General features: G+C 48.9%; 24 protein-coding genes. 5 read left to right on the forward strand and 19 right to left on the reverse strand.

Translation table 11 applies throughout. The features are described 5' to 3' along the window. Positions 1 to 45 precede the first annotated feature (45 nt). The 6 genes from tatC to LU290_RS00550 form a co-directional block, all read right to left on the reverse strand. On the reverse strand, positions 46 to 789 hold the full coding sequence (tatC, locus tag LU290_RS00525; protein WP_277808642.1) for a twin-arginine translocase subunit TatC: 744 nt from the start codon (positions 787 to 789) through the stop codon (positions 46 to 48). Then, positions 786 to 1,349, reverse strand: a complete 564-nt coding sequence (gene tatB / locus LU290_RS00530; protein ID WP_277808643.1) for a Sec-independent protein translocase protein TatB — start codon at positions 1,347 to 1,349, stop codon at positions 786 to 788. The genes tatC and tatB overlap by 4 nt, the downstream gene beginning before the upstream one ends. Positions 1,350 to 1,408: 59 nt before the next feature. Then, a complete protein-coding gene (tatA, locus tag LU290_RS00535) occupies positions 1,409 to 1,639 on the reverse strand; it encodes a Sec-independent protein translocase subunit TatA (RefSeq protein ID WP_277808644.1) in 231 nt (76 codons plus the stop codon). Positions 1,640 to 1,713: 74 nt separating this feature from the next. Continuing rightward, positions 1,714 to 2,514: a bifunctional phosphoribosyl-AMP cyclohydrolase/phosphoribosyl-ATP diphosphatase HisIE gene (hisIE, locus tag LU290_RS00540; RefSeq protein ID WP_370688548.1), complete on the reverse strand. Its 801-nt coding sequence runs from the start codon at positions 2,512 to 2,514 to the stop codon at positions 1,714 to 1,716. Between the two features lie 108 nt (positions 2,515 to 2,622). Continuing rightward, positions 2,623 to 3,771 carry a DUF1615 domain-containing protein gene (locus LU290_RS00545; protein WP_277808646.1) on the reverse strand — a complete coding sequence of 383 codons (1,149 nt, stop codon included), beginning with the start codon at positions 3,769 to 3,771 and terminating at the stop codon, positions 2,623 to 2,625. A gap of 22 nt (positions 3,772 to 3,793) precedes the next feature. Next, positions 3,794 to 4,714 carry an acyl-CoA thioesterase gene (locus tag LU290_RS00550; RefSeq protein ID WP_277808647.1) on the reverse strand — a complete coding sequence of 307 codons (921 nt, stop codon included), beginning with the start codon at positions 4,712 to 4,714 and terminating at the stop codon, positions 3,794 to 3,796. Between the two features lie 200 nt (positions 4,715 to 4,914). On the opposite strand from LU290_RS00550, the gene plsB reads away from it, so the two are divergent. Next, the gene (plsB, locus tag LU290_RS00555) at positions 4,915 to 7,584 is read left to right on the forward strand and encodes a glycerol-3-phosphate 1-O-acyltransferase PlsB (protein ID WP_277808648.1); all 2,670 of its coding nucleotides are present in this window, start codon (positions 4,915 to 4,917) and stop codon (positions 7,582 to 7,584) included. Positions 7,585 to 7,834: 250 nt separating this feature from the next. Here plsB and pdxH read toward each other — a convergent pair whose 3' ends face one another. The 3 genes from pdxH to LU290_RS00570 are packed head-to-tail and all read right to left on the reverse strand — an operon-like array spanning position 7,835 to position 10,812. Beyond that, positions 7,835 to 8,467 carry a pyridoxamine 5'-phosphate oxidase gene (pdxH, locus tag LU290_RS00560; protein ID WP_277808649.1) on the reverse strand — a complete coding sequence of 211 codons (633 nt, stop codon included), beginning with the start codon at positions 8,465 to 8,467 and terminating at the stop codon, positions 7,835 to 7,837. 12 nt (positions 8,468 to 8,479) lie between these two features. Next, the gene (locus LU290_RS00565; protein ID WP_277808650.1) at positions 8,480 to 8,716 is read right to left on the reverse strand and encodes a YheV family putative metal-binding protein; all 237 of its coding nucleotides are present in this window, start codon (positions 8,714 to 8,716) and stop codon (positions 8,480 to 8,482) included. Then, a complete protein-coding gene (locus LU290_RS00570; RefSeq protein WP_277808651.1) occupies positions 8,716 to 10,812 on the reverse strand; it encodes a M3 family metallopeptidase in 2,097 nt (698 codons plus the stop codon). The genes LU290_RS00565 and LU290_RS00570 overlap by 1 nt, the downstream gene beginning before the upstream one ends. A 151-nt stretch (positions 10,813 to 10,963) precedes the next feature. Here LU290_RS00570 and LU290_RS00575 point away from each other — a divergent pair, with 151 nt between their 5' ends. Then, on the forward strand, positions 10,964 to 11,713 hold the full coding sequence (locus LU290_RS00575) for an endonuclease/exonuclease/phosphatase family protein (protein ID WP_277808652.1): 750 nt from the start codon (positions 10,964 to 10,966) through the stop codon (positions 11,711 to 11,713). A gap of 153 nt (positions 11,714 to 11,866) precedes the next feature. Next, positions 11,867 to 12,415, forward strand: coding sequence for a hypothetical protein (locus LU290_RS00580; RefSeq protein WP_277808653.1), 549 nt, complete (start codon positions 11,867 to 11,869; stop codon positions 12,413 to 12,415). A 220-nt stretch (positions 12,416 to 12,635) separates the two neighbouring features. On the opposite strand, the gene glmS is transcribed toward LU290_RS00580, so the two are convergent. Together glmS and LU290_RS00590 are read right to left on the reverse strand one after the other, a co-directional pair. After that, entirely contained in the window at positions 12,636 to 14,480 is a 1,845-nt protein-coding gene (gene glmS / locus LU290_RS00585; RefSeq protein ID WP_277808654.1) for a glutamine--fructose-6-phosphate transaminase (isomerizing), read from the reverse strand. Positions 14,481 to 14,777: 297 nt separating this feature from the next. Continuing rightward, positions 14,778 to 16,121 carry an FAD-dependent oxidoreductase gene (locus LU290_RS00590; RefSeq protein WP_277808655.1) on the reverse strand — a complete coding sequence of 448 codons (1,344 nt, stop codon included), beginning with the start codon at positions 16,119 to 16,121 and terminating at the stop codon, positions 14,778 to 14,780. A gap of 193 nt (positions 16,122 to 16,314) precedes the next feature. On the opposite strand from LU290_RS00590, the gene hslO reads away from it, so the two are divergent. Continuing rightward, a complete protein-coding gene (hslO, locus tag LU290_RS00595; RefSeq protein ID WP_277808656.1) occupies positions 16,315 to 17,211 on the forward strand; it encodes an Hsp33 family molecular chaperone HslO in 897 nt (298 codons plus the stop codon). A gap of 104 nt (positions 17,212 to 17,315) precedes the next feature. Here the strand turns inward: hslO and LU290_RS00600 are convergent, their stop codons facing one another. The 6 genes from LU290_RS00600 to LU290_RS00625 form a co-directional block, all read right to left on the reverse strand. Then, positions 17,316 to 18,023 carry an ABC transporter permease gene (locus LU290_RS00600; protein WP_277808657.1) on the reverse strand — a complete coding sequence of 236 codons (708 nt, stop codon included), beginning with the start codon at positions 18,021 to 18,023 and terminating at the stop codon, positions 17,316 to 17,318. Then, on the reverse strand, positions 18,020 to 18,742 hold the full coding sequence (locus LU290_RS00605) for an ABC transporter permease (RefSeq protein ID WP_277808658.1): 723 nt from the start codon (positions 18,740 to 18,742) through the stop codon (positions 18,020 to 18,022). The genes LU290_RS00600 and LU290_RS00605 overlap by 4 nt, the downstream gene beginning before the upstream one ends. A gap of 304 nt (positions 18,743 to 19,046) precedes the next feature. After that, the gene (locus LU290_RS00610) at positions 19,047 to 19,835 is read right to left on the reverse strand and encodes a transporter substrate-binding domain-containing protein (protein ID WP_277808659.1); all 789 of its coding nucleotides are present in this window, start codon (positions 19,833 to 19,835) and stop codon (positions 19,047 to 19,049) included. 71 nt (positions 19,836 to 19,906) lie between these two features. After that, entirely contained in the window at positions 19,907 to 20,689 is a 783-nt protein-coding gene (locus LU290_RS00615; protein ID WP_277808660.1) for a transporter substrate-binding domain-containing protein, read from the reverse strand. 45 nt (positions 20,690 to 20,734) lie between these two features. Further along, complete coding sequence (locus LU290_RS00620; RefSeq protein ID WP_277808661.1) at positions 20,735 to 21,517, reverse strand: transporter substrate-binding domain-containing protein; 783 nt, start codon at positions 21,515 to 21,517, stop codon at positions 20,735 to 20,737. Positions 21,518 to 21,561: 44 nt separating this feature from the next. After that, a complete protein-coding gene (locus LU290_RS00625) occupies positions 21,562 to 22,338 on the reverse strand; it encodes an ABC transporter ATP-binding protein (protein ID WP_277808662.1) in 777 nt (258 codons plus the stop codon). A gap of 405 nt (positions 22,339 to 22,743) precedes the next feature. Here LU290_RS00625 and LU290_RS00630 point away from each other — a divergent pair, with 405 nt between their 5' ends. Then, on the forward strand, positions 22,744 to 24,018 hold the full coding sequence (locus LU290_RS00630) for a glutamate-5-semialdehyde dehydrogenase (protein ID WP_277808663.1): 1,275 nt from the start codon (positions 22,744 to 22,746) through the stop codon (positions 24,016 to 24,018). A gap of 63 nt (positions 24,019 to 24,081) precedes the next feature. On the opposite strand, the gene LU290_RS00635 is transcribed toward LU290_RS00630, so the two are convergent. Both LU290_RS00635 and LU290_RS00640 read right to left on the reverse strand, forming a co-directional pair. Next, the gene (locus LU290_RS00635; protein WP_277808664.1) at positions 24,082 to 24,828 is read right to left on the reverse strand and encodes a tetratricopeptide repeat protein; all 747 of its coding nucleotides are present in this window, start codon (positions 24,826 to 24,828) and stop codon (positions 24,082 to 24,084) included. Between the two features lie 83 nt (positions 24,829 to 24,911). Beyond that, entirely contained in the window at positions 24,912 to 25,550 is a 639-nt protein-coding gene (locus LU290_RS00640) for a tetratricopeptide repeat protein (protein WP_277808665.1), read from the reverse strand. Between the last annotated feature and the right edge of the window lie 81 nt (positions 25,551 to 25,631).

A 25,631-nucleotide genomic window follows, 5' to 3' on the forward strand; every position in this document is an offset into this window, starting at 1 on the left:
GTAATGTACTTAAATTTCGTCGGCGGCTGCAAGACTTACAAGCCGTCAGCTTTCGGCGGCGGTGTCTTTGACGAGTAATTTTGCCATCATTAAGCCAAACTCAAACAAAAGACACATGGGTATGGCAAGCATCAGCATACTTGCCCCATCAGGCGGTGTTACGATGGCAGCGATGAAAAAACAGCCTACGATGATGTAGCGGCGTTTGTCCGCCAAAGATTGTGGGGTAACGATTCGCATCAGCACCAAAAGCAAGGTTGCCACAGGAATCTCAAACATCACGCCAAACACAGCAAACAGCTCAATCACAAAATCCAGATAGCTTTGAATGTCGGTCATCGGCAGGACATTGTCAGGAGCAAACATGACGAAAAATTTCAAAGCAGGCACCAAAACCACAAAATAAGCAAACGCCACCCCCACATAAAACAGCACGATGGCGGACAGTAGAAGTGGTAGGGCGGCTCGTTTTTCGTGTTTGTATAGTGCAGGCGAGACAAAGCCCCAAATCTGAGCGATGATAAAAGGTACGGTCAAAAACAGCGACACAAAAAAGGTCAGCTTAATCGGCGCTAAAAATCCAGATGCAACATCTGTGGCGATGAGACTGGCTTCTTTGGGCAGTAGAGCAACCAAAGGATTGGAAATAAAATCGTACAATTCACGACTAAAGCCCACCAGTGCCAAAAACACCACCAGCACAGCCACCAGCACACGAATCAGCCGAGTGCGTAGCTCAGCAAAATGTGCCATCAAAGGCATGTCGGCATCATAATCGGCAGATTTCATGAGTGGTCTTGTGGGTTTGTGTGATGAATGTATAGCAAAGGGTCGGCTTGATGATTTGGCAAAAATGGTGCGCTTGGCAGGCGGCGTTTTTTATCATAATCGCCAAGCAAAAACCAGCGATTGACCATGGGCATATGATGCGCAGTCAAGTTATGTGCAGTCAAGGCGACATCGCTTGGGTTGTTGCTTTGAGTGGGCTTGGCTGAGCCGTCCGTGTCAGGCGTGGTCGTGTCAGCTGTATTGACCCAGTCTGCGATGCGTCGGCGATTGGCATGGGCGGTGCGCTCTGTTTTATCTAGCGCACGCTGTAACTCGCTCATTTGCGCTTTCATTTTGGCTTCTGATTCACGCATTTTGGCAAGCTCGCTTTTAAGCTCGTCTGTCACTTCTGCCAGCTGTAACTCGCTGACGAACTCGCTTTGTAGGCGTGCAGACATACGGCGAATGTTGCCGTACCACTTGCCTAGGGTGCGAGCAGCGACGGGTAATTTGTCAGGACCTAGCACGATGAGTGCGATGATCCCAAACAATGTCAATTCAAAAAAACCAAGATTAAGCATGGCGTTGTGTTATGACTTTGCCAGACATGGCGACATTAAGATGATTCAATATCGTCAAATCAAGCGTCGGCTTTGTCGTTTTTGATTTCTTTGACTTCGGCGACGACGGTTTTGCCTTCTGCGTTTTCGCCGATGACTTTGACAGGCTTGTCGTCTTCTTTGACGGCATCTTTAAAGCCTTTGACCGCAGAGCCTAAGTCTTTGCCTGCATTTTTGAGCTTAGAAGTGCCAAAAATGACGACCACCACCACCAATAAAATCAACCAATGCGTGATTGAAAAACTGCCCATATTTCACCCCTAATACTTAACTGCTTGATACATTCGTCTATTTTAACACAACTTTGCTCGTCTTGCCCCAGCTTTTAGTGTGGGCGAGCGTTTTTCTCATCAATGCCCGACAAGCCAAACCGTCGTGCCAGCTCGCCAAGCACCTCTTCGCTAGATAGCCCCAAATGCGACAACGCCACAAGGCTGTGAAACCACACATCTGCCACTTCATACACAAGGTCGGCTTTGGCGTCGCTGTCGTCTTGGTTAAGACTTCGCACCAGCTGTAATTCTTTGGCGGCGATGATGGCTTCGGTCGTCTCTTCGCCTACTTTTTCTAGGATTTTGTTCAGACCTTTGTGATAAAGACTTGCCACATAAGAGTTGTCTTTGTCGGCATTTTTGCGTTCGTTTAAGATGGCATCAAGCTCAGTCAGCACTTGGTTTGGCGTGGCTTTTGCTGTGCTTGATGGCGAGTGTGCGGCGTGGCTTTTGTCTTTATGGTTTTGACTACCGTAAATGTCTTCGGGATTTTTGATGACATCTTCGGACGGCTCCCAAGTCAGATTTGCCATATTAAGCTTTTGATAAAAACAGCTTTTGCGTCCTGTGTGGCAAGCGATACCGCCGATTTGAGTGATGATGAGCGTGATGACATCGGCATCGCAGTCGGTGTAGATGTCATGGACGATTTGGGTGTGTCCGCTGGTTTCGCCTTTGTGCCATAATTTGCCACGAGAGCGACTAAAATATACGCCTGTGCCAGTTTTTACGGTCAGTTCAAGAGCTTCTTTATTTTGCCATGCCATCATCAAAATTTGCCCTGTGTCTCGGTCTTGGGCGATGGCAGGAATCAGTCCGTCGTCGTTGAATTTTAGGGTGTCAAGAAATCGCATCATCATCTCCTTTTTCCTTTTTGGGTCATTTTATCACACAATTCATCAAAAGTATTAAGACGCTGGGCAGAACGTTTTATGGACACAAGTGATGCGTAGTCTCATGCCCTATTTAATCTTGCGTTTTTTGGCGGTTGCCATGCAGGTTTGGTAGCGTTTATCGACACGAGTGGCAAACCAGTTGGTGTCATAATCACGGCTCAGCTTAGGTCCTGAGATGACCACTTGTGGCATGATGGCATAAGCGGGGTCTTTTTTGTATTTTTTCTTAAACAGCTCGCTGACGGCACGATAAGTCTGCGTGGCTTCAAAGTCTCGGCTTTTTTCTTTTTTTAGGTCGGCTCGAATTTGTCGCTCGCTCACAGGCGTAGGGGCGGTGGCAAGCAGCTTAATCAAGGCAGATTCGCTTCGGCTTTTTTTGGTCAATGGGCTGCCGTCATTGTACAAAAGTAGGTCGCCGTCGATGGCAAGTTTTTCGCCAGTCAGGCTGCTCACTCGCTGCTGGAAGGCGGCATTTCGGCTTGAATACATGCCCGAATTATAATCAGCAAAGCGATACAAAGGCTTGTCGTAGTCTGCCTTGTACATCATGAGCCTGTGAATGCCATAATAAAGCCCGCCGTACTGGCTGTACAGATCGGCACGCAGCGCACGATCGCTCATGTTGGTTCGGCGGTGCGCCCGTGCGTAGTCGATGTGTACCTGCATCGAGCCTAGGGTGGTGATGGGATTGACCCGCTCATCAATGCCTGCGCCTGTCAGCTTGGTGATGTGTGCAAGCCCTGAAACCTTGTAGGTGCTGGTAAAATAATCAAATATCTCTTGGTACAGCTCGTCAAGCTCTCGCTCGGTCTTGACTTTTTTGATTTGCTTGATAAAGCTGTTGTCCTTGGTGGGCTTGGTTTCAAGCATGTTTCGGAAAGTCTTGGCGAGTGTTTTGCCAAATTTTTCTTCAAGCTTTTCATCGATGGCTTTTAAAGATGCTGTCCCCAGATTTGGCACGGCAGGGTCGGCATGAAAATTGGACTCTTGGTCGATGACGGCGACAGCGGTGCAGATGTTTTGGGTGGTTTTTGGCAGTTTAAGCTGATCAAAGATTTGCGCCATGTCGGCTGCCCACGAGTCTTTATTGGCGACATGGCTTGGCAATAGCTTGGCGATTTGCTTATTGCTTAGAGCGGCGTCTTGCTCATCTTTGGTGATGTCGCAGGCGGCAAGCAGGGCAGTCAGCAGGATGAAAACGGTGCGCTTTAACATAATAATCAGCCAATGGTGAGCATTAGGCTTTGGCGGACAGGCGCATCAAGCCTTCTTGTTGGGTGGTGGCGACAAGCTTGCCATCTTGCCAAAACTGTCCATGATTTAAGCCTTTGGCGTGGCTGGTGGTGTCGCTCCACATGTCATACAGCAGCCACTCGCCGATGTCAAAGGGGCGATGAAAGTGCATGGAATGGTCGATGCTGGCGACTTGTAGCCCACGACTTAGGTAGCTTAGCCCGTGACTCATGAGTCCTGTACCCACCAAATAAAAATCAGACGCAAACGCCAAGAGCGCTTGATGAATGGCGACAGGCTGCTCGCCAAGCGTCTCGATGCGCAGCCAGTTGGCTTGGCGTGGCGACATGGGCTTGGGCGTGATGGGGTCTCGTGGTGCGATGGGCTTGATTTCTACATGACGCTTGCGCATGAAACGGGCTTTAAGTGCGTCTGGCACTTGCATGACTTGCTCGGTTTTGAGTTCTTGCTCATTTTTGAGCGTCTCTGGCGCTGGATAATCAGGCATCGTCTCTTGATAATCAAGACCGCCTTCCATCGGCGAAAATGACGCAATCATCGAAAAAATCACCTGCTCGCTCGTCTTGCCTGTCTCATCTGGCACATACTGCACCGCAGTCACTTCTCGTGCCGACAGGCTGCGACCATCACGCAGGCGGCGCACTTGATAGTACACAGGGTAGCGAATGTCGCCGCCACGCAAAAAATAGCCATGCAAAGAATGACACGGTTTGTCATGCTCCAAAGTCTTTGCCCCTGCCATCAGCGCCTGCGCCAACACTTGCCCGCCAAAGATGCGGGGTCCGACATAATCAAAGCTGGGACCACAAAACACATCAGGGGCGGTCTGCTCTAAGGTTAGTGTGTGCAGTAGGTCGGCGGTTAGGTCTCTTGGGTCGTCGCTTTTGGCAAAAATATGAGTCATGATTGTGCTGATTGGTTGGTGTGAATGCTGGTTATTATCTAACCGTATTTTTAGATTGTCAATATTTGATGGGCGAATTGGGGATAAAGTGTACGATTTGCTTTGCCTTGGTGGCAAAATTAGCCCAAAAAGACATTAAATGGCACAAATCATTCAGCTTAACTGTATTTTTGGTGGCTAAAACCTAAAAAGATGATAAAATGAGACAATTTTTGGACTATTTAAAGCGCGCCATGATCAAACTTCCCACTTCAAAACTGACCGGCTTTCTGGGCTTAAATAAAAAACCCGCTCGCTCGGAGGCTGTATTATCAAGCAATGACACCCAAAGCCCTGCTGACAAGGCGGCAGATAAAGTGGGGAATTTGCAGCAGACGGCGGAGCTTAGCACATATCGCCGCATGTCTGCTAAGGGCTTGTCACTGGCGGTCAAGCCGACCATCATTGGCGATGCGCCATCGATCGACAACGAACATCCGACTTTCTATGTGATTCGTGATTATTCTCGCTCAAACAGCTTGCTTGTGGGTATGATGACCGATGAGCTGGACTTGCCGTCCGCCCTAGCCAAGATTGAGACGCATGGGCTTGATGAGTCATCGGCGATGATTTTTTTAAAAGGACGCAACAAAGAGCGAGAGGTGAGCGTCTCTCCACGCCTAGAACGCCTCGTACAGGCGTGCTTGGACAATCCAGACATGGATGTCAATCTCATCCCTGTAACGATTCTTTGGGGGCGTGCCCCTGACAAAGAAGAATCGATGCTGCGTCTTTTGATGGCGGACGAGTGGCGCTCGCCAAGCATTCCCAAGCAGCTGTTTAATATCGGTGTGATGGGGCGAGATACCTTTTTGAGATTTTCTGAGGTGAAGTCTTTGCAGGCGCTCATCAAAGATGCCAAAGTCGGTGTTGATGAGCGTCTGTCACGCACCATTCATCTGCGTCTCAAAGGCTTCTTGGATAAGCAGCGCACCAGCATCGTCGGTCCTGATTTGTCCGATCGCCGCAATGAGGCAGGCAAGATTTTATCATCGCCTGTGGTACAAGCCGCCATCGAAAAAGAGTCCAGAGAGACTGGCAAGCCAATCAATGTTGTCAAAAAAGAGGCGGCAGGCTATGTGGGTGAGATTGTGAGTGATTATTCGCATTCGGTGTTAAGATTTTTTGATCATTTCTTGACTTGGCTGTGGACTCGTCTGTATGACGGTGTTGAGGTGCGCAACTTTGAGCGAGTGCGTGCGCTTGCCCCTGATTATCAGATTGTCTATGTGCCGTGCCATCGCAGCCACATGGATTATCTGCTGCTGTCTTATGTGATTTATAAGCGAGGCTTGCGCATTCCGCACATCGCCGCTGGCGATAATCTGAACATTCCTGTGCTTGGCGAGCTTTTGAGAAATGGCGGGGCATTTTTCATGCGCCGCAGCTTTAAGGGCAATGCGCTGTACGCCACAGTATTTAAAGAATATGTGCACAATCTCATGCAAAGGGCGGCTCCGATGGAGTACTTCATCGAAGGCGGTCGCTCTCGTTCGGGGAGATTATTGCCACCCAAGCTAGGAATGCTGGCGATGACGGTCAATAGCCATCTGCGTGAGCCTGCCAAGCCTGTGGTCTTTATCCCGACCTACATCAGCTACGAGCGTATCATGGAGGGGGCGACTTATGTGGGTGAGCTAAAAGGTAAGCCAAAAGAGTCGGAAAACTGGCTCGGTATTTTAAAGACCGCTCGCAAGATTGAAAGGATTTTTGGTACGGTGCATTTGTCGTTTGGTGAGCCTTTGTATTTGGACGATTTTATGGCAAAATTTGCCGTCAATCCCAAAGACAACAGCGCCACCAACATCAACAACACGCACGCCATGGTGCAAAACTTGGGCGTCAAAGTCCTACAAAACATCAACAAGACCGCTGTGGTCAATCCTGTGTCGCTCTTGGCACTGGTGCTACTCTCCACGCCAAAGGCAGCCTTGGATGAGGCGCAGTGCTTAGAGCAGATTGCTTTGTATCAGCGCATCGCACGAGCGCTGCCTTATGATGCCGACACGCACATCACCGACCTGCCACCAAAGGACATCTTGGCGTACGGCGAGCAGCTAAAACTCATCGAGCGCACACCGCACATCTTGGGTGACATGATTCGTGTGGCGGACAAGCAAGCACCGATGCTCAGCTATTTTAAAAATAACATTTTGCATGTGTTTATCATGGCAAGCTTTTTGTCGTCTTTGGTGCAGCGAAATGGACGCATTAACCGTGCCACGCTCGATGCCATCACGATGCTCATGTATCCGTTTTTGCAAGCGGAGCTGTTTTTGAACATTGCGCTTAGAAATGTCGATAAGCTCATCGATAAGACGCTGGGCGTGCTCATCGATGAGGGCGTGGTCGTCGATCTGGGCGATGGCGTGCTGGGTGCACCTGAGACCAATTCGGACAGCTATCAGCAGCTGCTGGTGCTTGCCAGTGCCGCTCAGCAGAGCTTGGAGCGATATTTTATGGCGTTGGCACTCTTGTCCGAGCAGGGCAGTCGCCGTCTGACCGCCGAGCAGGTGGTGAATCTTTGCCATGTGCTGGGTCAGAGGGTCTCTGTGCTGTATGCCGATGATTTGCCAGACATGTTTGACAAGGCGTTATTCACAAGTTTTATTGAGACGCTAAAACGCCTAGATTATGTGCAGGTCGAAGAAGAGACGGGTGCGCTGATTTTTGATGAACGCATTGATAACATCGCCCAAAACGCCAAATTTGTACTCACGCCTGACATGATGCAGCTTTTGCGTCATACGGCAAGTCTGGATGAGGGTGACATCGAGACGGCGATCGAGCAGATGAGCGCCAAGCGTAAATTTGGTAAGTCTAAACGATGACTGGGCTAAATAAAAAGGGCGGAAGTGATTTCGCTCTTTTTATTTTTTGAGTGGATTGACAATACAGTCAGTTCAATCAAGCATGTATTTGTAGAATTTACAAAATCGGCACAGACCGTAGGGGCGAAATATTTTTCGCCCCTACTGTATTAAATATTTGGGCTTGGTTGGCAAAATATCAGCAACCAAGTTGATGATATTTTCAAAACACAAAAACTAGAAAAACTGGTTTATCTGGTTTTTATTGACATCAAGGAGCCAAGCGCTCTACCACCCACTCATCGCCATCTAAGCGATAGCGAATGCGGTCGTGTAGACGAGATGGGCGACCTTGCCAAAACTCCACCTTATCCGCTCGCACCAGATAGCCACCCCAGTGCGGTGGGCGTGGTACATGCAAAGGGTGCTTGATGCCGAACATGGCGGCTCGCTTGACGATGACCGATTTGTCGGCGATGACTTGGCTTTGTTCGCTTGCCCATGCGCCGATACGGCTGGTGTAAGGGCGGCTGTCAAAGTATTCGTCCGATGAGCGTTCGTCTAATTTTTCTACCACGCCTTCAATCCGCACTTGCCGTTCTAATTCCGCCCAAAAAAATGTGATGCTGATGTAGGGATTGACCGCCAGTGCCTGCCCTTTGCGGCTGTCATAATTGCTAAAAAACACAAAGCCATCGTCATTGACTTCTTTTAATAGCACCATACGGCTACTGGGGCGACCATTGGCATCAACGGTGGCGATGTTCATGGCGGTTGGTTCATTGACTTTGGCGGTCATTGCGTCGTTTAGCCAAATCTTAAACTGTTCAAGGGGATTGTCATGGCAGTGCAAGCTGTCTAATTCTTGCTTGCTATAATCTTCTCTTATGTCGTGTAAGTTCATGATTTTACTCGCTTATTTAAATTTTACCACGCCCACGCCACCATCGCCGTAGCCGTCCGTTTGACGCATGATGGCGGTCTCATCCATGGTGGGGCGGCGTTCGCTGTGGTCGCAGGCGGTGCATTCAATCCACTCATCAAAGGCAGGCTCAAACACCTGAATCTGCACGACGGCGTCCATTTTTTTGCATTTTGGGCAAGCAACCCCTGCCAGAAATTGGCGTTTTGGGCGATTGGATTGATAACGCATCAAGCATCTCCAAAACCGCTGTGGCGGAGCAGAGCGTCAATTTTTGCTTCACGCCCAGCAAAGGCGATGAAGTTTTCTTTGGCGGTACGAGAGCCACCCATCGCTAGGATATTGTCATAAAATCTTTGTCCGATGGCAGGGTTTAGCACACCCACGCCATCGGCATGCTCTTCAAATACGCCAAATGCGTCCGCCGACAACAGCTCTGCCCATTTATAAGAATAATAACCTGACGCATAACCGCCAGCAAAAATGTGCGAAAAGCTGTTGGCAAAGCGGTTGTTGGCAGGCGGTGTGATGACGGCGACCGCTTGGCGGACTTGGTTTTGGGTGTCCAAAATCTCTTCGTAACGCTCAAAATTGCCCGCATGAATGCGTAAATCAAACACGCCAAATTCAATCTGGCGTAGGGCTTGTAATCCCGATTGGAAATTTTTTGCACTCAGCATGGCGGTCAATTTATCATCAGGTAGGGCATCGCCTGTCTCGACATGACGGCTGATTTTGGCAATGCCTGCCTTGTCCCAAGCAAAATTTTCCATGAACTGACTGGGCAGCTCCACTGCGTCCCACTCCACGCCATTGATGCCAGAGACATCGCTGATGGTAACTTTGGTCAAAAGATGGTGCAGGGCATGACCAAACTCATGGAATAAAGTCAGCACTTCATCATGCGTCAGCAGGCTTGGCTTGCCATCAACCGCAGGCGAGAAATTGCCCACCACAAAGCACACAGGCAGAGTCTCTTGTCCGTTTAGGCTGGTATGTTTGCCTTGAAAATCCGACAGCCACGCACCGCCAGATTTGCCAGAGCGGGCATACAGGTCAATATATGCCCCGCCAATCAAGCCGTCTTTACCATGCACTTCATAAAATTGGGCGTCTTTGTGCCAAACGGGAGCGTCTTTTGCGACAAAACGCACGCCAAACAGCGTATCAATGATGTCAAATAGGCCATCTAACACCACAGGCACAGGAAAATAAGCGCGAATCGCTTCGCTGTCTAGGCTGTATTTTTCGTTTTGTAGTTTTTCGCTGATGAAAGGAATGTCCCACGGCTTGACTTCATCGATACCGAGCGTTTTGGCAAATTGTTCAACTTCTGCCAAGTCTGCTTTGGCAAATGGGCGAGCTTTGTCCGCAAGATTTAATAAAAATTTCTCAATCTCGTCATGGCTATCCGCCATTTTGGTGGCGAGCGACACTTGGGTGTAGTCGTCAAAGCCTAAGAGTTTCGCCTTGTCGGTGCGTAGTTTTAAAATGCGTGCCATGGTGTCGCTGTTGTCAAAACGGCTGGGCTGTCCGTCTTTTTCGCCAGTGAAGGTCATCTCGCCAGACGCACGAGTGTTGTAGGCGTGGTAGAGTGTCTCACGCAAGGTGCGGTCGGTGGCGTATTGCATGACCGCCAGATACATCGGAATGTCTAGGGTCGCCACATAGTCGGTGGGGAGCGTGGCGTTTGGGTGTTTGGCTTTGTAATTGTCGCCTGCTGCTTTTAATAGGGCAAGACCGCTTGGGGTAATGCCGTCCAGCTGTGCTTCGGTCAGTGGCAGGGCAAATGCTCCCGTTGCATCCAGTACATTATCTGAGAATTTGGCGGACAGTAGGGACAGCTCGCTTTGAATGTCGGCAAAGGCTTTTTTCTTATCGTCAGGCAAACCCACCCCTGACAAATCAAAACTTTGTAGTGCCAATTTGACCGCACGAATGCGAGCGATGTCTGTGCTGTCTAGCGTGTGTTCGAGTGATTTGTACAGCTCGTATAGGGCTTTGGATTGACCGACACGCACGCCAAACTCGCTTAATTTTGGCAAAATTTCGTGATGGGCGTGGCGAATCTCATCGCTATTCATCACGCTGTTTAGGTGCGACAACACCCCAAAAGGACGATGAATGGCGTGGCTTAGGCGGTCAAATTCATCAATGATGTGTAGGGCGGTGCCGTCTGCTTTGCCATTTTCAATGTCATCTAAAAAAGCATGGGCGGTGTCTAGGGCGGCTTGGGTTTGTTGGGTGAGTGTCTGTGGCGTGGTTTTGCCAAAATCCACCAAGCGTAAACGCTCGTCAAAGTCTGGGCTATAAAAATCAATGCTCATGTTGTTATCCTGTCTAAAATGCAAAATGAATGAAGCTGCTAAAAATTATAAGGGCGAGCGTGGGATTTTGCAATGAGATGGCAGGATTTTTGCCATGCCAAGTGCCAAAAATCATGCTACAATGACGCAATTTGCAACACGACAAAATTTCATGAATCCCATCACCATCACCACCTACAACATCCATAAAGGCATGTCGCCCCTAAACCGTGCGGTCAAATTGGGCGGCATGGCAGAGGCGCTCAAAGCCATCAACCCTGATGTGCTGTGCCTACAAGAAGTGCAAGGGCAAAATCTCAAACGAGCTGTCGCTTTCAATGAATATCCCGAGCAGTCGCAGCATGAGTGGTTTGGCGAGTATTTGGCTTATGCCGACACCTATGGCAAAAACGCCCAGTATGAGTACGGGCATCATGGCAATGCGGTGCTGTCTCGCCACCCGCTTGACCCTAAGCATAATGTTAATATCACGGTCAATCGTCTAGAACAGCGAGGCGTGCTGCACTGCGAGATTTATCCTGAAGGGTGGGGCTGTCCTGTGGTGGTCTTGTGCGCCCATCTTAATTTGCTACACATGGACAGAGTCAAGCAATATCAAGCCATCATCGACTACATCGACGGCACGATCGATCAAGATGCGCCTTTGATTTTGGCGGGCGATTTTAATGACTGGACCAAAAAATCCACCAAGATTTTGGAGGCGCTTGGCATGACAGAGGTGTTTCATCACCTGCACGGCGTGTATCCTGCCACCTATCCTGCCAAACTGCCTGTTTTGAGCCTTGATCGCATTTATGTGCGCAATCTAAAAGTTCATCACGCCACTGTCCATACAGGCACGCCGTGGGCAAATCTGTCCGACCATCTGCCGATCAGTGCGGTGGTGAGCATGGCTGATTAAATCCTATGATTTTGTGGTTTTGTCATTTGGCTGGTATGAATCATAAAACAGTCGTGTAGGGTGGGCAAAGCCTGCCATCTTTAGTATAATGCATTGAAATTGTTGGGTTTCGCAACCAGAGCCCAAGCCATACACTAAAAAGGAAATTAAGAAATGGACGGGACGAATAAAAAGTCAGCCAGCCTGTTTTTTGGTCATCTGCGTGAGGGGTTGGTTATTATATGTGTACTAATTTTTGCTGTGTTGCAATACTACAACTACCCTCAACAAAAAGCACTGGAAGATAAATATCCTAAAATTTATAATGAACAACTCGCTCGTCAAAGCACGCCACAGGCTGAAGAGATGGCACTTTTACTTAAACCTATTACACAGACAACCATCCAACCCATCGATCAACAAGACCTGTTTCGTAAATACGGATCTAGTGCAAGTGCAACACATAAATATAAAAATCCATCAGAAAGAACATTACAGGATATTTTAAAAGAAGTTGAAAATCAGGGATTTTGGACGCCCAATCATCAGTCCGAGCCTGCGGATGGCAATAACATCTTATATAAAAAAGAGTTTTGCTACCAAGAGTATACTTTAGCCATAACTAATGAAAAAACAGCGGAGGGTTCTATGCTTTTTGTGAGTGCATATTGGCAGTATGATAGTGATTGCCGAAAACTGGCTTTAGGATATAACCTTGGCTAATATTGTGCATGACATCCTTCAACACCCAATCCGTTAACACACCCAACCCAAAAAGCACGGCAGGTGGGGATGAGCAAATGTGAAACCCCACATTTATATCATAACTCATTGAATTTGTTGGGTTTCGTTTCACTCAACCCAACCTACGGACTTGCCGATCATAACAGGCGTAATAAAAAAGGACGAACGCATCGCTCGTCCTTTTTTTGGTTGGGGGAAATTATTCCACCGTGACAGATTTTGCCAAGTTTCTAGGCTTATCCACATCCGTGCCACGCACCAAGGCGACATGGTAGGACAAAATTTGCACGGCGATGGTATGCACGATGGGAGACAACACCCCGACATGGCGCGGCGTACGAATCACATGCACACCTTCGGTCTCGGCATAGTCGCTGTCAAGGTCGGTCAGCACGAACAGCTCGCCGCCACGCGCGCCGACTTCTTGCATGTTGGCTTTGACCTTATCAAGCAGCTTGTCGTTAGGTGCAATGACGACTACGGGCATATTTTCATCGACCAGCGCCAAAGGACCGTGTTTAAGCTCGCCCGCAGGATAAGCTTCGGCGTGAATGTAGGTCAGCTCTTTTAATTTTAAGGCACCTTCTAGGGCGATCGGGTAGTGGATGCCACGACCCAAGAACAGCGCTGACGGCTTGGTGGCAAATTTCTGCGCCCATGTGGCGATTTGCGGCTCTAAGTTTAGGGCGTGCTGGATGCTACCCGGCAGCTGACGCAAATCTTCGCCATAATTTTCAAGCGCCGCTTCATCAACAAAACCACGAGATGCACCCAAAGTGACCGCCAAGCCAAACAAAATCACAAGCTGCGTGGTGAAAGCCTTGGTGCTTGCCACGCCAATCTCTGCCCCAGCACGGGTGTAGATGGCAAGCGTGCTGTTTCTGGGTAGGGCAGACTCCATCACATTACAGATGGACAGGCTGTACTTGTGTCCTTGCTCTTGGGAAAATTTTAATGCCTCCATCGTGTCCAGCGTTTCGCCTGATTGGCTGATGGTGATGATCAGCTCGTTTTCGTCGGCGATGACATCACGGTAGCGGTATTCGCTGGCAATTTCCACATCACAGCGGATTTTAGCGATGGATTCTAGCCAATATTTGCCTGTCAAAGCGGCATAATAAGAAGTGCCGCAAGCTAGGATTTTGATGCTGTTGATTTTTTTGAAAATCTCAGGGGCGTCTTCGCCAAAGTTTTCTGGCACAAAGCCACCGTCCAAGAAAATCTCTGCCGTATCAGCGACCGCACGAGGCTGCTCGTTGATTTCTTTTTGCATGAAATGGCTGTACGGACCAAGTTCAAGGCTGGCAAGCGACAGCTGAGAGGTCTTGACTTGACGCTGTGGGGTGTTGCCGTCTTTGTCGATCAAGGTGTCGATGCCCTCTGCGGTCAACACAGCGATGTCGCCATCTTCTAGATAGGTAACTTGACGGGTGAATGACACCACCGCCGACACATCAGAGGCGATGAATACTTCGTCTTCGCCAAAGCCGATGAGTAGCGGGCAGCCCATGCGAGCCACCACCATCTGCGTAGGGTCCTCAGGGGTGATGACGGCGATGGCATAAGCACCATGAAAGCGAGAGCAGGCGGTCTGCACAGCACGGTATAGATGGTTACCGTTTTGGCTGTATTCATGGTGGATGCTGTGGGCGATGACCTCGGTGTCGGTTTGTGATTCAAATTCAAAACCCAAGCCCTGCAAGCGAGTGCGCTCTGCTTCAAAGTTTTCGATGATGCCGTTATGCACCACGGCAATCGTACCGCCTGAAATGTGCGGATGAGCGTTCGGCTCGGTGACGCCGCCATGTGTCGCCCAGCGAGTGTGACCGATGCCGATGTGTCCCGTCAGACCTTTGGCTTTGGCGGCCTCTTCCATGTTGGCGACACGACCAACACGGCGCACTCGCTTGATTTTGTTTTCTTCTTCGCTATATACAGCGATGCCAGATGAGTCATAGCCACGATATTCTAAGCGTTTTAGACCGTCTGTCAAAAAATCTACAATATTGGCATGCTTACGAATGCCACCGACGATACCGCACATGATGAGTTCCTTAGTATCAAAAAATTTAACAAGTTAAAGACATGCCAAGTGAATGATAAAATTACCTATGTGATTTTGGTAGGTTGGGTTGAGCAAAGAAAAACCCAACAAATTCAATGGCTTATGCTAAAAATGGCAGGCTTTACCCACCCTACATAACCACCCAGTTTGTAGCAACTTTACCATTCGTTTGGTATAAATCCGCCCCAAATCGTTAGGCGAATGGTTTATTATAGTCAAATTTTGCGCCAAGATGAATTGCCAAGCCCAAAAAATTACAAAAATCCCACCAAGCGATCAAGTTGCCTGCTTGGACGGTGTTTTTAGTAAGGCTTTGGCGATGACTTGCCCATCTTGGTACATGGATAAAGACAGCTCTTCTGGGTCGTCTTTGTCGATGCGCCAGTCACCTTCGGCGTGTGGCAGACCATTGGCGGTTACAGTGATGCATTTATTTTTTAGGCGAATCATGGGTGCTTTGTGTTCATAATCGCCCACGCCTTGCAAAATGTGACCTGCGATGGCGGCAGCTTGGGCTCGATGCGGGGCGACATAGCGACAAGGCACGCCCTCGATGCTGATACAGTCGCCGATGGCGTAGATGTGTGGTGCGCTGGTTTGGAGAGTGGTTGGATGGACAGCGATGCCTGTGCGTCTGTCAAAGTCTATGCCAGCACTGGCAGGCAGATGCTCATCGACCATAAGACCAGTTGCCATGACGATGTCATCGACCATGAGCGTGTGCATTTGCTTGCTTGTGCCGTCTTGCATTTGTATGCTGTATCCATCAGCGGTACGCTCAACCGACTGCACCAGCGCATTGCCAATAAAATCCACACCCAAAGCCGTGATGGCAGCCAAAATGCGATCGCTTGCCACCTTTGGCAAAAGCGCACTTAAAGGGCGTGTGTTGGCATCAATCAGGCTCACCTTGTGTCCTGCACGGATCAAGTCCTCAGCAAACTCTGTGCCGACCATGCCAGCACCGATGATGGCAAGGTGTTTTTTGCTGTCGTTTAGGCGGGCTTGTAGCTTAGCAAAGGGCTGTAAGTGGTTGATGTGCCATGCCATCGCACGGTCAATGCTGGGCGGATAGATGGGATTGGCACCGATGGCAAGCACCAAATCATCATAAGGGATGTCGCCATGCGTGGTATGCACCTGCTTTGCCACCGCATCGATATCCCGAACCCAAGTATCGGCAAGTAGGCGGATATTGGCGGCGTGCGCAGCGTCCCTGCCTGTGCTGCGTATCAGATCATCAGGCGTCTTTTGTCCGCTGATGGCGACCGACAGCATGGGCTTGTGGTAGCGGTCGGCATCATCGGCGGTGATGAGCGTGATGGCGATGTCTTTATCAATGGCGCGCAGCGCATCCACCACACTCCAACCTGCCAAGCCTGCGCCAATGACGACAATGCCTGCTTTATTGGTATGGTCGCCCTTGGCATGGGTCGTCTGCTCGCACAGCTCAAAGCCGTCTTTACTGGCGCCACACACAGGGCAGCCCCAGCCTTCATCGATGTCATCAAGGCGAGTGCCAACAGGCAAAGTGCCATCGCCCATCGCCTCATCATAGATGTGTCCGCAAGCTTGGCAGATGAATTTTTGCCATGCTGTATGCCCGTCTGTCGCTGTCATGAGTGATCCTTTTGGTTTGTCATTGTCAATGGTTTATTATAGCACAAATGTACACTCATGGGGTGGTTTGGTCGTGCATTGTTTGGCGGTTTGATGGTGGGCAGCGCTACCCTGAAAATTTGCTTTTACAGTTTGCAATTTGCCAAACCGCCCCCATTTAGCCAACAACTTATCCAACAAAAGAAGTATCATCATGACCGACATGACCAATTTTCAGCACCCAGAACAATATCGCCAGCGTTTTTTTATTGAAAATTCGCCTGTGCGTGGCGATGTGGTACGCCTGACGGATGCTTATCAGACCGTCATCGCCAAAAAAGAGTATCCGACCGCCATCAAAGCCCTGCTTGGCGAAATGTTGGTGGCGGCAAGTCTGCTCATCGGCACTTTAAAAATCAATGGCAGATTGTCGGTGCAATTACAATCATCGGACGAAGATTCCCCTTTGTCGTGGGCGATGGCAGAGTGTGACCATACAGGGCAAGTGCGTGCGTTGGCAGGCTTTAAACATACCGATGACTGGCAAACTGCGACCACCAGCCGTCAGGCGTTCGCCAAACTTGGTCAGGGCGTGCTGTTCATCAGTATCCACCCAGAGCGAGGCGAGGCGTATCAGGGCATCGTGGAGCGTGTGAGCGATGATTTGGCGGAGTGTTTGGCGCATTATCAAAAGCAATCTGCACAGATTCCAACGCTACTCAAACTTGCCACCAGCGATGAAGTGGCTGGCGGTATTTTGGTGCAATTATTACCACAGACGGACGAGGATCGTGAAAACGACCCAGACCTGTGGGAGCGTATGAGTGCTTTGACTGGCACGATCAAGGCAGATGAGCTGACCGAACTTCATGCCGACGAGATTTTATACCGACTGTATCACGAAGAAGAAGTGGCGATCCCAGAGGCGAGCGAGCTTGCGTTTGGTTGTACTTGCTCGGCAGAAAAAAGCGAAGGGGCGATTTTACAATTAGGACACGAAGAGGCACTCAACGCTCTAGATGCACACGGTGGCGTGCTTGCTCTTGATTGTGGGTTTTGCGGAGAGTCTTATCAATTTGATGAACGCAAGATCAATGAGTTGTTTGTGTGATCTTAAAATGGGGGCGAAAGATTTTTTGCCCCTACGCTTTGGATTGTAAGTTAAATTGGTAAAAATAAAAAGAGCGTTTTGAGTGCTCTTTTTTATGCTTGGATTTAGGTGGTTGGCGGTACATAGCGTTTGTGCTTATTGATGTGGTTTTCAAAAAGTCTAAAACCAATCATAATAATCCACGCCAAAATCAGATAAATCACGCCAGCTGCGACATACATCTCAATGTGCAGGTAGTTTTTGGCGCCCAGATTCTTGGCGGTATAGGTCAGCTCTGCTAGAGTCATGGACGCTGCCAAAGCACTGCCTTTTAGGATAAAGATGACTTCGTTGCTATAAGCAGGAATCATGATGCCAAAGGCTCTGGGGAGCATGATACGGCGGATTTTTTGGGATTTTGACATACCGATGGCGTCTGCCGCTTCCAGCTCACCCTTTGGAATGGCGGCGATTGCCCCACGCACGATCTCGGCGATGTAGGCGGCGGTATTTAGGGTAAAGGCGATGATGGCACACCAGTAGGCTTGCTTGAAAACTGGCTCCCATAGAACGCTTTGTTTGATGAATTCAAACTGCCCTAAACCCTGATAAATCAAGAAAATCTGAATCAGTAGTGGCGTACCACGAAAGAAAAAAATGTACGCAAAGGGCAGCGCCTTAATCCACCAGTGACGAGACGAACGCAAAAGCCCTAAAATCACGCCCAAAATCAGCCCCAACACGCACGATGCCACCACCAGCTCAATGGTGATGACGGACGCTTTTAGCATGGTGGGGAGCTGATCAATGACCGCTTGCCAATTAAGATTCATGCCTGACCCCCTTTGCTTTTCGCCAGTGCTTTGGCGTAGCGAGCTGCTGGATTGGCACGCCATTCAAAATGCGTCATCAGTAGCGTAACGACAGTCGTCAATGCCAGATAGACAAGTGCTGCCACGATGTAGAAAGTAAAAGGCTTTTGGGTGCTTTGGGCAGCACGACCAGCGTAGTACATCAGATCTTGTAAGCCGATGAGCGACACAAGGGCGGTGTCTTTTAACAGCACCAAGGTCAAATTGCCAAGACCGGGTAGGGCGACCAGCCACATCTGTGGTAAAATGATGCGTCTGATGGTCTGAATCGGACGCATGCCCAGACTTTGTGCCGCTTCCCATTGACCTTTTGGAATGTCTTCAACCGCCATGCGAAACACTTCGGTGGCATACGCCCCAAACATGATGGATAATGCCGCCACACCCGCCCAAAATCTGCTCATGTCGGTGCGACCAGCATAGCCGATTTGACTGGCGATGAATTGCAAAAGTGCATCGCCACCAAAATAGATAAAAAACACCATGAGCAATTCAGGCACGCCACGCACGACTGTGGTGTAGATGTCAGCGATTCTTTGTAAAATCCAAACGCCAGACAGCTTGGCGGCAGCACCTAATAAGCCAAGCACCAGCCCGACAAGCAGGCTGACAATGCCTAGCTGAATGGTCAGCCAAGTGCCTTTGAGTAAAATTGGGCCGTAGCCTTGTAGGTCAAACACAAAAATGCCTTAATAAAAAAGACGAACGAAAGTCAAAAAAGATAAAAAGAAAAATGTACCACAAAACAAAAACGGTCTGGGCAAATGATAAAAGCATCACGCCCAAACCGTCTATTTTAACAAAATTTTAATCATCATGAAATGCTTATTTTCAACAGCTCATGTTTTATGCCAAATCAATGGAGCAAACAGACCCATTCTCTTTAAAAGTGCAGGACGGGTTTTCCCTACCATTTTAGACATAAGTGATTGAATTTATAAGATTTTTAAATCTTAACTTGCATGACTTGAATTTTGTCATCCATTATTTGTTTAGCATTTCTTCGCCAAAATGCTGAACGACAATCTTATCATAAGTACCGTCTGCTTTGATTTCGGCTAGGGCTTTATTGAATTTATCGCTAAGCTCGCTGTTGCCTTTATTGACGGCGATGGCGAATTTGTCATTGATGTCGATGTCGCCGCCTTTGATTTCAAAGTTTTTGCCCAAATCGCTTTTTAGCCAAGTTAAGGCAGGCAGTTTGTCAGCAATCATCACATCGGCACGACCATTACCCAGATCCAAAAACGCACTGTCCAGCGTGCCGTGTAGCTGTGGCGTTACGCTTGGGTGCGTGGCGGCAAGCCATTGGCTAGAGATGGTTGAGCCTTGGGCGGTGATTTTGGCGTTTTCAATATCGCTGGCATTGGTTGGGTCAAAAGCTTTGTCTTTGTTTGCCAAAAAAACCAGCGTATTGGCAAAGTATGACTCGGTAAAATCCACCTGCTCTAAGCGTTCTGGCGTAACCGACATGGACGAGACAATGGCGTCAAATTTGCCTGCTTTTAGGGCAGGAATGATGCCGTCCCAGTCTTGAGCACCGATGGTGCATTCTGTCGCCATTTTTGCACATAGGGCGTTGGCAATGTCCACATCAAAACCACCAAGTGTGCCGTCATTGTTGGTGTAGTTAAACGGGGCGTACGCACCTTCGGTGGCGATGCGAATGGTGTTTGGTGCGGCGGTGTCAGTTTTTGCGTTGTCATTGCCACAACCTGTCAAGGCAAGACCAAGACCGACAACGGTGGCAAGTAGGGTGGTTTTTAGTTTCATGACTGCTCCATTTTAAAAAGCGGACTGATTGGCTTAAAAAAGGCGTACCTACATTGGTACGCCCCTTAGGATTATTTGACGATGTTTTGGTCAAAATATTTGCCAACCAGTTCGTCATATTTGCCATTTTCTTTTAGTTTGGCAAGGGCGGCGTTAAATTCGCCTTTAAGGGCGTCATCTTTACGCAGGGCGATGGCAACAGTGTCGTTGATGTCGATCGGCTCGCCTTTGACTTCAAAGTCTGCGCCTGTTTCGGTTTTTAGCCAGTCTAGGGCAGGGACGATGTCTGACATCATGCCATCAACACGACCAGCAGATAGGTCAAGATAGGCGTTGTCTTGCTTGTCGTAGGCTTTGACCACAGCTGTTGGGTGATTTGCCGCTAGGTGGTCGGCAGAGACGGTGGCTTGCTGAACGGCGATGTTTTTGCCGTCTAGGGCAGCAGCAGACAATTCTACGCCTTTTTTGCCAAGCAATACTAGGGTGTTGTTGAAGTATGAATCACTAAAATCAACCACTTTGGCACGCTCTTCGGTCGCTGACATACCTGCCATGATGGCATCGTATTTGCCAGCGTTTAAGCCAGGAATCAGACCTTCCCAATCTTGGCTTTGGATGTCACATTTGGCTTTCATCTCTTCGCACAGGGCATTGGCTAGGTCAATTTCAAAACCAACCAAATTACCGCTGGCATCTAGGTAGCTAAATGGCTTAAAGCTAGATTCAGTAGCAATGCGGATTTGTTTTTCGCCAGCAGGCTCGGTGGTGGCGGCAGTCGTTTCGGCTGGTTTGTCCTGACCGCAGGCACTGACTAGGGCGGTCAATGCCAAAGCGCTGAGTAGTTTTAGTTTCATAAAAAATTCCTTATGGTGGGGGCTTGCCAGTTGGGCTGTGTGGGATTATTTAAAGTTTGCCGCTTCAATTTCAGCCAATTTGCCAGTCTCTTTAAGCTTGGCAAGGGCTTTGTTAAATTCGTCTTTTAAAGCGTCGCCCTTACGAACAGCAATGCCTAGATTGTCGTTGTTGTCAATCTCTTCGCCAACCAAGCCAAAGCCTGCGGTGTCGCCACTTTTTAGCCATTCAGCGGCTGAGGCTTTCTCTGCCATCACAGCGGCGTTACGACCTGCTTTTAGGTCTAGGTAGGCGTTTAGGTAGGTGTCGTATAGCTGTACGGTGTTGCCGTCTTTGCCGTCATATTTTTCGGTGATGTAGGCAGCACCTGTGGTGGAGCGCTGACCGCCCAAGATGGTGTTTTTGATGTTATTTGGATCAAAGCTACCATCTGTTTTTGACAGCCAAACGATGGTATTAGAAAAATAAGAATCGGTAAAATCCACCTGCTCTAAGCGTTCTGGCGTGATAGACATACCTGCGATGATGGCATCGTATTTGTTGGCATTTAGACCTGGGATCAGACCGTCCCAATCTTGGGCAACGATGTCGCACTTGGCGTTAATCTCGGCACACACCGCATTGATGACATCGACATCAAAGCCTACGATTTTACCATCTGCGGCAGTGTCGTTAAATGGAGGGTAGGCGGCTTCGGTGGCGATTTTTAGTTCACGCGCTTCGCCTGTAGTCGCAGCTGCGTCTGCTTTGGTTTCGGCTGGCTTGTCCTGACCACAGGCACTAAGTGCCAAGGCGATGGCAGCGATGCTACCGATTTTGCTGATTTTCATAAAAAATCCTTAATAAAATGAAAGAAAAATTAAAAAGATAACGCTTATGAGCGGTGCGATGCCATAAATTCACGCACACGAGGCGATTTTGGATTGTCAAATACTTCATCAGGCGTGCCAATCTCTTCAATGCGACCTTGATGTAAAAAGACGATTTTGTCCGACACTTCACGAGCAAAACGCATCTCGTGGGTAACAATCAGCATGGTGCGACCCTCAGAAGCCAGCTCACGCATGACCGCAAGCACCTCATTGACCAGCTCAGGGTCTAGGGCAGAAGTCGGCTCATCAAACAGCAAAACCTTAGGTTTCATCGCCAAAGCACGAGCAATCGCCACACGCTGACGCTGACCGCCTGACAGATTGTCTGGATAGGCGTTCTTTTTGTCCAAAAGACCGACTTTGTCCAGTAGGCGTTCGGCTTCGGCGATGGCGTCTGCTTTGGGCTGTTTTAGCACTTGGGTTGGACCTTCGATGATATTATCCAAGATGGTTTTGTGTGGCCAAAGGTTGAAATTTTGGAACACAAAGCCGATGGTTGAGCGCAAGTTTTCAAGTTGTTTGGCGTTTTTGGCGACCAATTCGCCCTTTTTGTCGGTCAAAATCAGCTCTTCATCACCGATGAAAATCTTGCCTTTGCTGGGATTTTCTAGCAAGTTAATGCAGCGAAGTAGGGTGGATTTACCAGAGCCTGACGAGCCTAGAATGCTGATGACATCGCCATCGTGGGCGGTCAAAGAAACGCCTTTTAGGACTTCTAGCGAGCCGTAATTTTTGTGAATGTCTTGTAAATCTAAGGCGATGGAGCGAGTGTCGGTCATAAGAATGTTGCTTTAAAATATCAAAAGAATAATGGGTTATTTTCGCCAAAACTGCACAAAAAGGCAAATGTTTTTTGTTGGTTTTCAAGAATTTTTCACAATCTGTGGGTAAGATTGGCGTTTTGTTGAAATTTTTTGCGAATTTTCATGGAAAAAATGTTGGCTGATTGCTATGATAGGGCAATTTTTAGCAAAAATCTTAGCCAAAGGTATTGACCATACCTACCGAATGGCAAAATTACCACGGAATGATGTGATGTCGTAGGTTGGGCTCTGCTTGCGAAACCCAACAAAATCAATAGCTTATGCCTAAAACGGCAGGCTTGACCTACCCTACACGACCGCCTAATTTTGTGGTAACTTTACCGTTTTATGGGTATATAAATAGCAAAATGGAGAAATGGCATGAATATTGATGCGTACATGAATCAGGTCGGCAGTCAGACAAGGGTAGCAAGCCGAGCATTGGCGGCGGCGGACACGCAGACTAAGAATACCGCTTTATCGGCAATCAAAACAGCGATGCTCGCCCAAAAAGACACCATCTTGGCAGAAAACGCCAAAGATGTGCAAAACGGCAAAGAAAACGGGCTGGACGAGGCGTTGCTGGATCGTTTGGTGATCAATGAGGATCGTTTTGAGGGTATGATGGCGTCTTTAGATGATGTGATTGGTCTGTCTGACCCGATTGGCGAGATGAGTGATTTTACTTATCGTCCCAGTGGCATTCAGCTGGGTAAGATGCGTGTGCCTTTGGGCGTGATTGGCATGATTTATGAAAGCCGCCCAAATGTGACGGTGGAGGCGGCAAGCCTTGCCATCAAATCAGGCAATGCCATCATTCTGCGTGGCGGTTCGGAGGCTTTTTATTCTAATCAAGCCATCGCCGCTTGTGTCAAAGAAGGTCTGGTGGCGGCAGGACTGCCCAGTGAGGCGGTGCAAGTGCTTGAAACCACCGACCGTGCGGCGGTGGATAGCTTGATTACGATGACGCAGTTTGTTGATGTGGTGATTCCCCGTGGTGGCAAGGGCTTGATTGAGCGTATCGCCAAGGGAGCCAGAGTGCCTGTAATTAAGCACCTAGATGGCAACTGCCACACCTATGTCGATGCTGAGTGCGATGTGGATCTGGCGGTGAAAGTCTGCGTCAATGCCAAGACTTCTCGTTATTCGCCGTGCAATGCGATGGAGAGCCTGCTGGTGCATGAGGCGGTGGCAGGCGAGGTGCTGCCAAAGATTTTAAACGCCATGCACAAGGTGGATTCGGCGATGGAGTTTTTTGTTTGTCAAAAGTCGGCAGAAATTTTGGCAGGTCAGTCGCTCAATGTATCCTTGGCAAGCGAGGACGACTGGTATGCTGAGTATCTAGCACCAAAATTGGCGGTAAAAATCGTCCCAAGTATAGATGACGCCATCAGCCACATCAATCACTATGGCAGTCATCATACCGATGTCATCATCACGACCAACTATAACCACAGCCAACAATTCATCCGAGAAGTGGATTCGTCCAGCGTGATGGTCAATGCGTCCAGTCGCTTTGCCGATGGCTTTGAATATGGCTTGGGGGCAGAGATTGGCATCTCAACGGACAAAATCCACGCCCGAGGTCCTGTGGGGCTGCATGGACTGACCTCTCAAAAATGGGTGGTATTTGGGCATGGGGAGATTCGCCCTTAATCGGTCAGTAGCTCAAAACAAAAAAGCGTGTATGACACGCTTTTTTTTGGGTATGACGGATGGTCAATAGCCTCGTTGGTTTAAGCGTCTGTACTCATCACAGCCTTCTTGCTCTCCCAAATCACAGGCTCTGCCATACCATTCTTTGGCAGTATTTAAGCTTTGGCGTACGCCCTCGCCATTATGATAGCGTACGCCAATATTATAGGCGGCTGATGCATGACCTTGGGCATAGGCTTTTTGATACCATGCTAAGGCTTCGGCATAACTTTGGCGTACACCTCGTCCATCGCTATACATATTGCCCAAATTATTTTGAGCCCTTGCAACCCCCTGTTCAGCCGCCTTTCTATACCAAGATACTGCCTGAGCATAATCTTGCTTAACACCGTGTCCACCGCTATACATATTGCCCAAATTATATTGAGCCCCTGCATGCCCCTGCTCAGCCGCCTTTCTATACCAAGCTGCTGCCTGTGCATAATCTTGCTTAACGCCGTATCCATTCTCATACATCACGCCCAAATTGTATTGAGACTTTGCATACCCCTGCTCAGCCGCCCTGCGATACCAAGCCACCGCCTGTACATAGCCCTGCTTCACGCCGTATCCATTATCATACATCCAGCCCAAATTGTGTTGAGCGACTACATCTCCTCGTTCGGCTAGGCGTTTAAAGATGGGGAAGGCTTGACTGTAATTTTGTGAATCATAGTAAGACACAGCAATGTCAAAATCATCCGCCATCGCAGGCGTTGCCACGCTTAGGCTCAGTGCCAGTAGCAGGGCGGATAGGGCAGGTGTTTTCATGAGATTCTCCAAGAAAGTCTGTGCAGACATGATAGGGGATTTGGCTGTCTTTGGCAATACTGGCAAACAGACGGTTTGGTGCGTCAGTAGCCTCGTTGGTTTAATTCTTTGTAGGCATCACAGCCTTTTTGCTCTCCCAAATCACAGGCTCTGCCATACCATTCTTTGGCGGTGCTCAGGCTTTGGCGTACGCCCTCGCCATTACCATATCTTACCCCGATGTTGTAGGCGGCTTGTGCCTGACCTTGGGCATAGGCTTTTTGATACCGTGCGATGGCTTCGGCATAGCTTTGGCGTACGCCGTATCCATGATAATACATACCGCCCAAATTATTTTGAGCCCCTGCATCCCCCTGTTCAGCCGCCTTTCTATACCAAGCTACCGCCTGAGCATCGTCCTGTTTCACGCCGTGTCCATTCTCATACATCACGCCCAAATTATATTGAGCCTCTGCATTCCCCTGCTCGGCCGCCTTTCTATACCAAGCTACCGCCTGTGCGTAGTCTTGCTTCACGCCGTATCCATTGTCATACATCCAGCCCAAACCAGATTGAGCCATCACATCTCCTTGTTCGGCTAAGCGTTTAAAGATGGGGAAGGCTTGGCTGTAATTTTTAGTACTTACATAAGACATGGCGGTGTCAAAGTCATTCGCCATCGCAGGCGTTGCCACACCTAGGCTCAGTGCCAGCAGTAGGGCGGATAGGGCAGGTGTTTTCATGAGATTCTCCAAGAAAGTTTGTATAGAAATGATATCGGATTTGGCTGTCTTTGGCAACAAAAAAGGACGGTAAACCTCCGT

Origin of the sequence: Moraxella nasibovis (assembly GCF_029581575.1) — a bacterium.
Classification (GTDB): Bacteria; Pseudomonadota; Gammaproteobacteria; order Pseudomonadales; family Moraxellaceae; genus Moraxella; species Moraxella nasibovis.

Coding starts and splice junctions, on each gene's coding strand:
- tatC (WP_277808642.1), bottom strand. CDS start 789: ATGAAATCTGCCGATTATGATGCCGACATGCCTTTGATGGCACATTTT.
- tatB (WP_277808643.1), bottom strand. CDS start 1,349: ATGCTTAATCTTGGTTTTTTTGAATTGACATTGTTTGGGATCATCGCA.
- tatA (WP_277808644.1), bottom strand. CDS start 1,639: ATGGGCAGTTTTTCAATCACGCATTGGTTGATTTTATTGGTGGTGGTG.
- hisIE (WP_370688548.1), bottom strand. CDS start 2,514: ATGCGATTTCTTGACACCCTAAAATTCAACGACGACGGACTGATTCCT.
- LU290_RS00545 (WP_277808646.1), bottom strand. CDS start 3,771: ATGTTAAAGCGCACCGTTTTCATCCTGCTGACTGCCCTGCTTGCCGCC.
- LU290_RS00550 (WP_277808647.1), bottom strand. CDS start 4,714: ATGACTCATATTTTTGCCAAAAGCGACGACCCAAGAGACCTAACCGCC.
- plsB (WP_277808648.1), top strand. CDS start 4,915: ATGAGACAATTTTTGGACTATTTAAAGCGCGCCATGATCAAACTTCCC.
- pdxH (WP_277808649.1), bottom strand. CDS start 8,467: ATGAACTTACACGACATAAGAGAAGATTATAGCAAGCAAGAATTAGAC.
- LU290_RS00565 (WP_277808650.1), bottom strand. CDS start 8,716: ATGCGTTATCAATCCAATCGCCCAAAACGCCAATTTCTGGCAGGGGTT.
- LU290_RS00570 (WP_277808651.1), bottom strand. CDS start 10,812: ATGAGCATTGATTTTTATAGCCCAGACTTTGACGAGCGTTTACGCTTG.
- LU290_RS00575 (WP_277808652.1), top strand. CDS start 10,964: ATGAATCCCATCACCATCACCACCTACAACATCCATAAAGGCATGTCG.
- LU290_RS00580 (WP_277808653.1), top strand. CDS start 11,867: ATGGACGGGACGAATAAAAAGTCAGCCAGCCTGTTTTTTGGTCATCTG.
- glmS (WP_277808654.1), bottom strand. CDS start 14,480: ATGTGCGGTATCGTCGGTGGCATTCGTAAGCATGCCAATATTGTAGAT.
- LU290_RS00590 (WP_277808655.1), bottom strand. CDS start 16,121: ATGACAGCGACAGACGGGCATACAGCATGGCAAAAATTCATCTGCCAA.
- hslO (WP_277808656.1), top strand. CDS start 16,315: ATGACCGACATGACCAATTTTCAGCACCCAGAACAATATCGCCAGCGT.
- LU290_RS00600 (WP_277808657.1), bottom strand. CDS start 18,023: ATGAATCTTAATTGGCAAGCGGTCATTGATCAGCTCCCCACCATGCTA.
- LU290_RS00610 (WP_277808659.1), bottom strand. CDS start 19,835: ATGAAACTAAAAACCACCCTACTTGCCACCGTTGTCGGTCTTGGTCTT.
- LU290_RS00615 (WP_277808660.1), bottom strand. CDS start 20,689: ATGAAACTAAAACTACTCAGCGCTTTGGCATTGACCGCCCTAGTCAGT.
- LU290_RS00620 (WP_277808661.1), bottom strand. CDS start 21,517: ATGAAAATCAGCAAAATCGGTAGCATCGCTGCCATCGCCTTGGCACTT.
- LU290_RS00625 (WP_277808662.1), bottom strand. CDS start 22,338: ATGACCGACACTCGCTCCATCGCCTTAGATTTACAAGACATTCACAAA.
- LU290_RS00630 (WP_277808663.1), top strand. CDS start 22,744: ATGAATATTGATGCGTACATGAATCAGGTCGGCAGTCAGACAAGGGTA.
- LU290_RS00635 (WP_277808664.1), bottom strand. CDS start 24,828: ATGAAAACACCTGCCCTATCCGCCCTGCTACTGGCACTGAGCCTAAGC.
- LU290_RS00640 (WP_277808665.1), bottom strand. CDS start 25,550: ATGAAAACACCTGCCCTATCCGCCCTACTGCTGGCACTGAGCCTAGGT.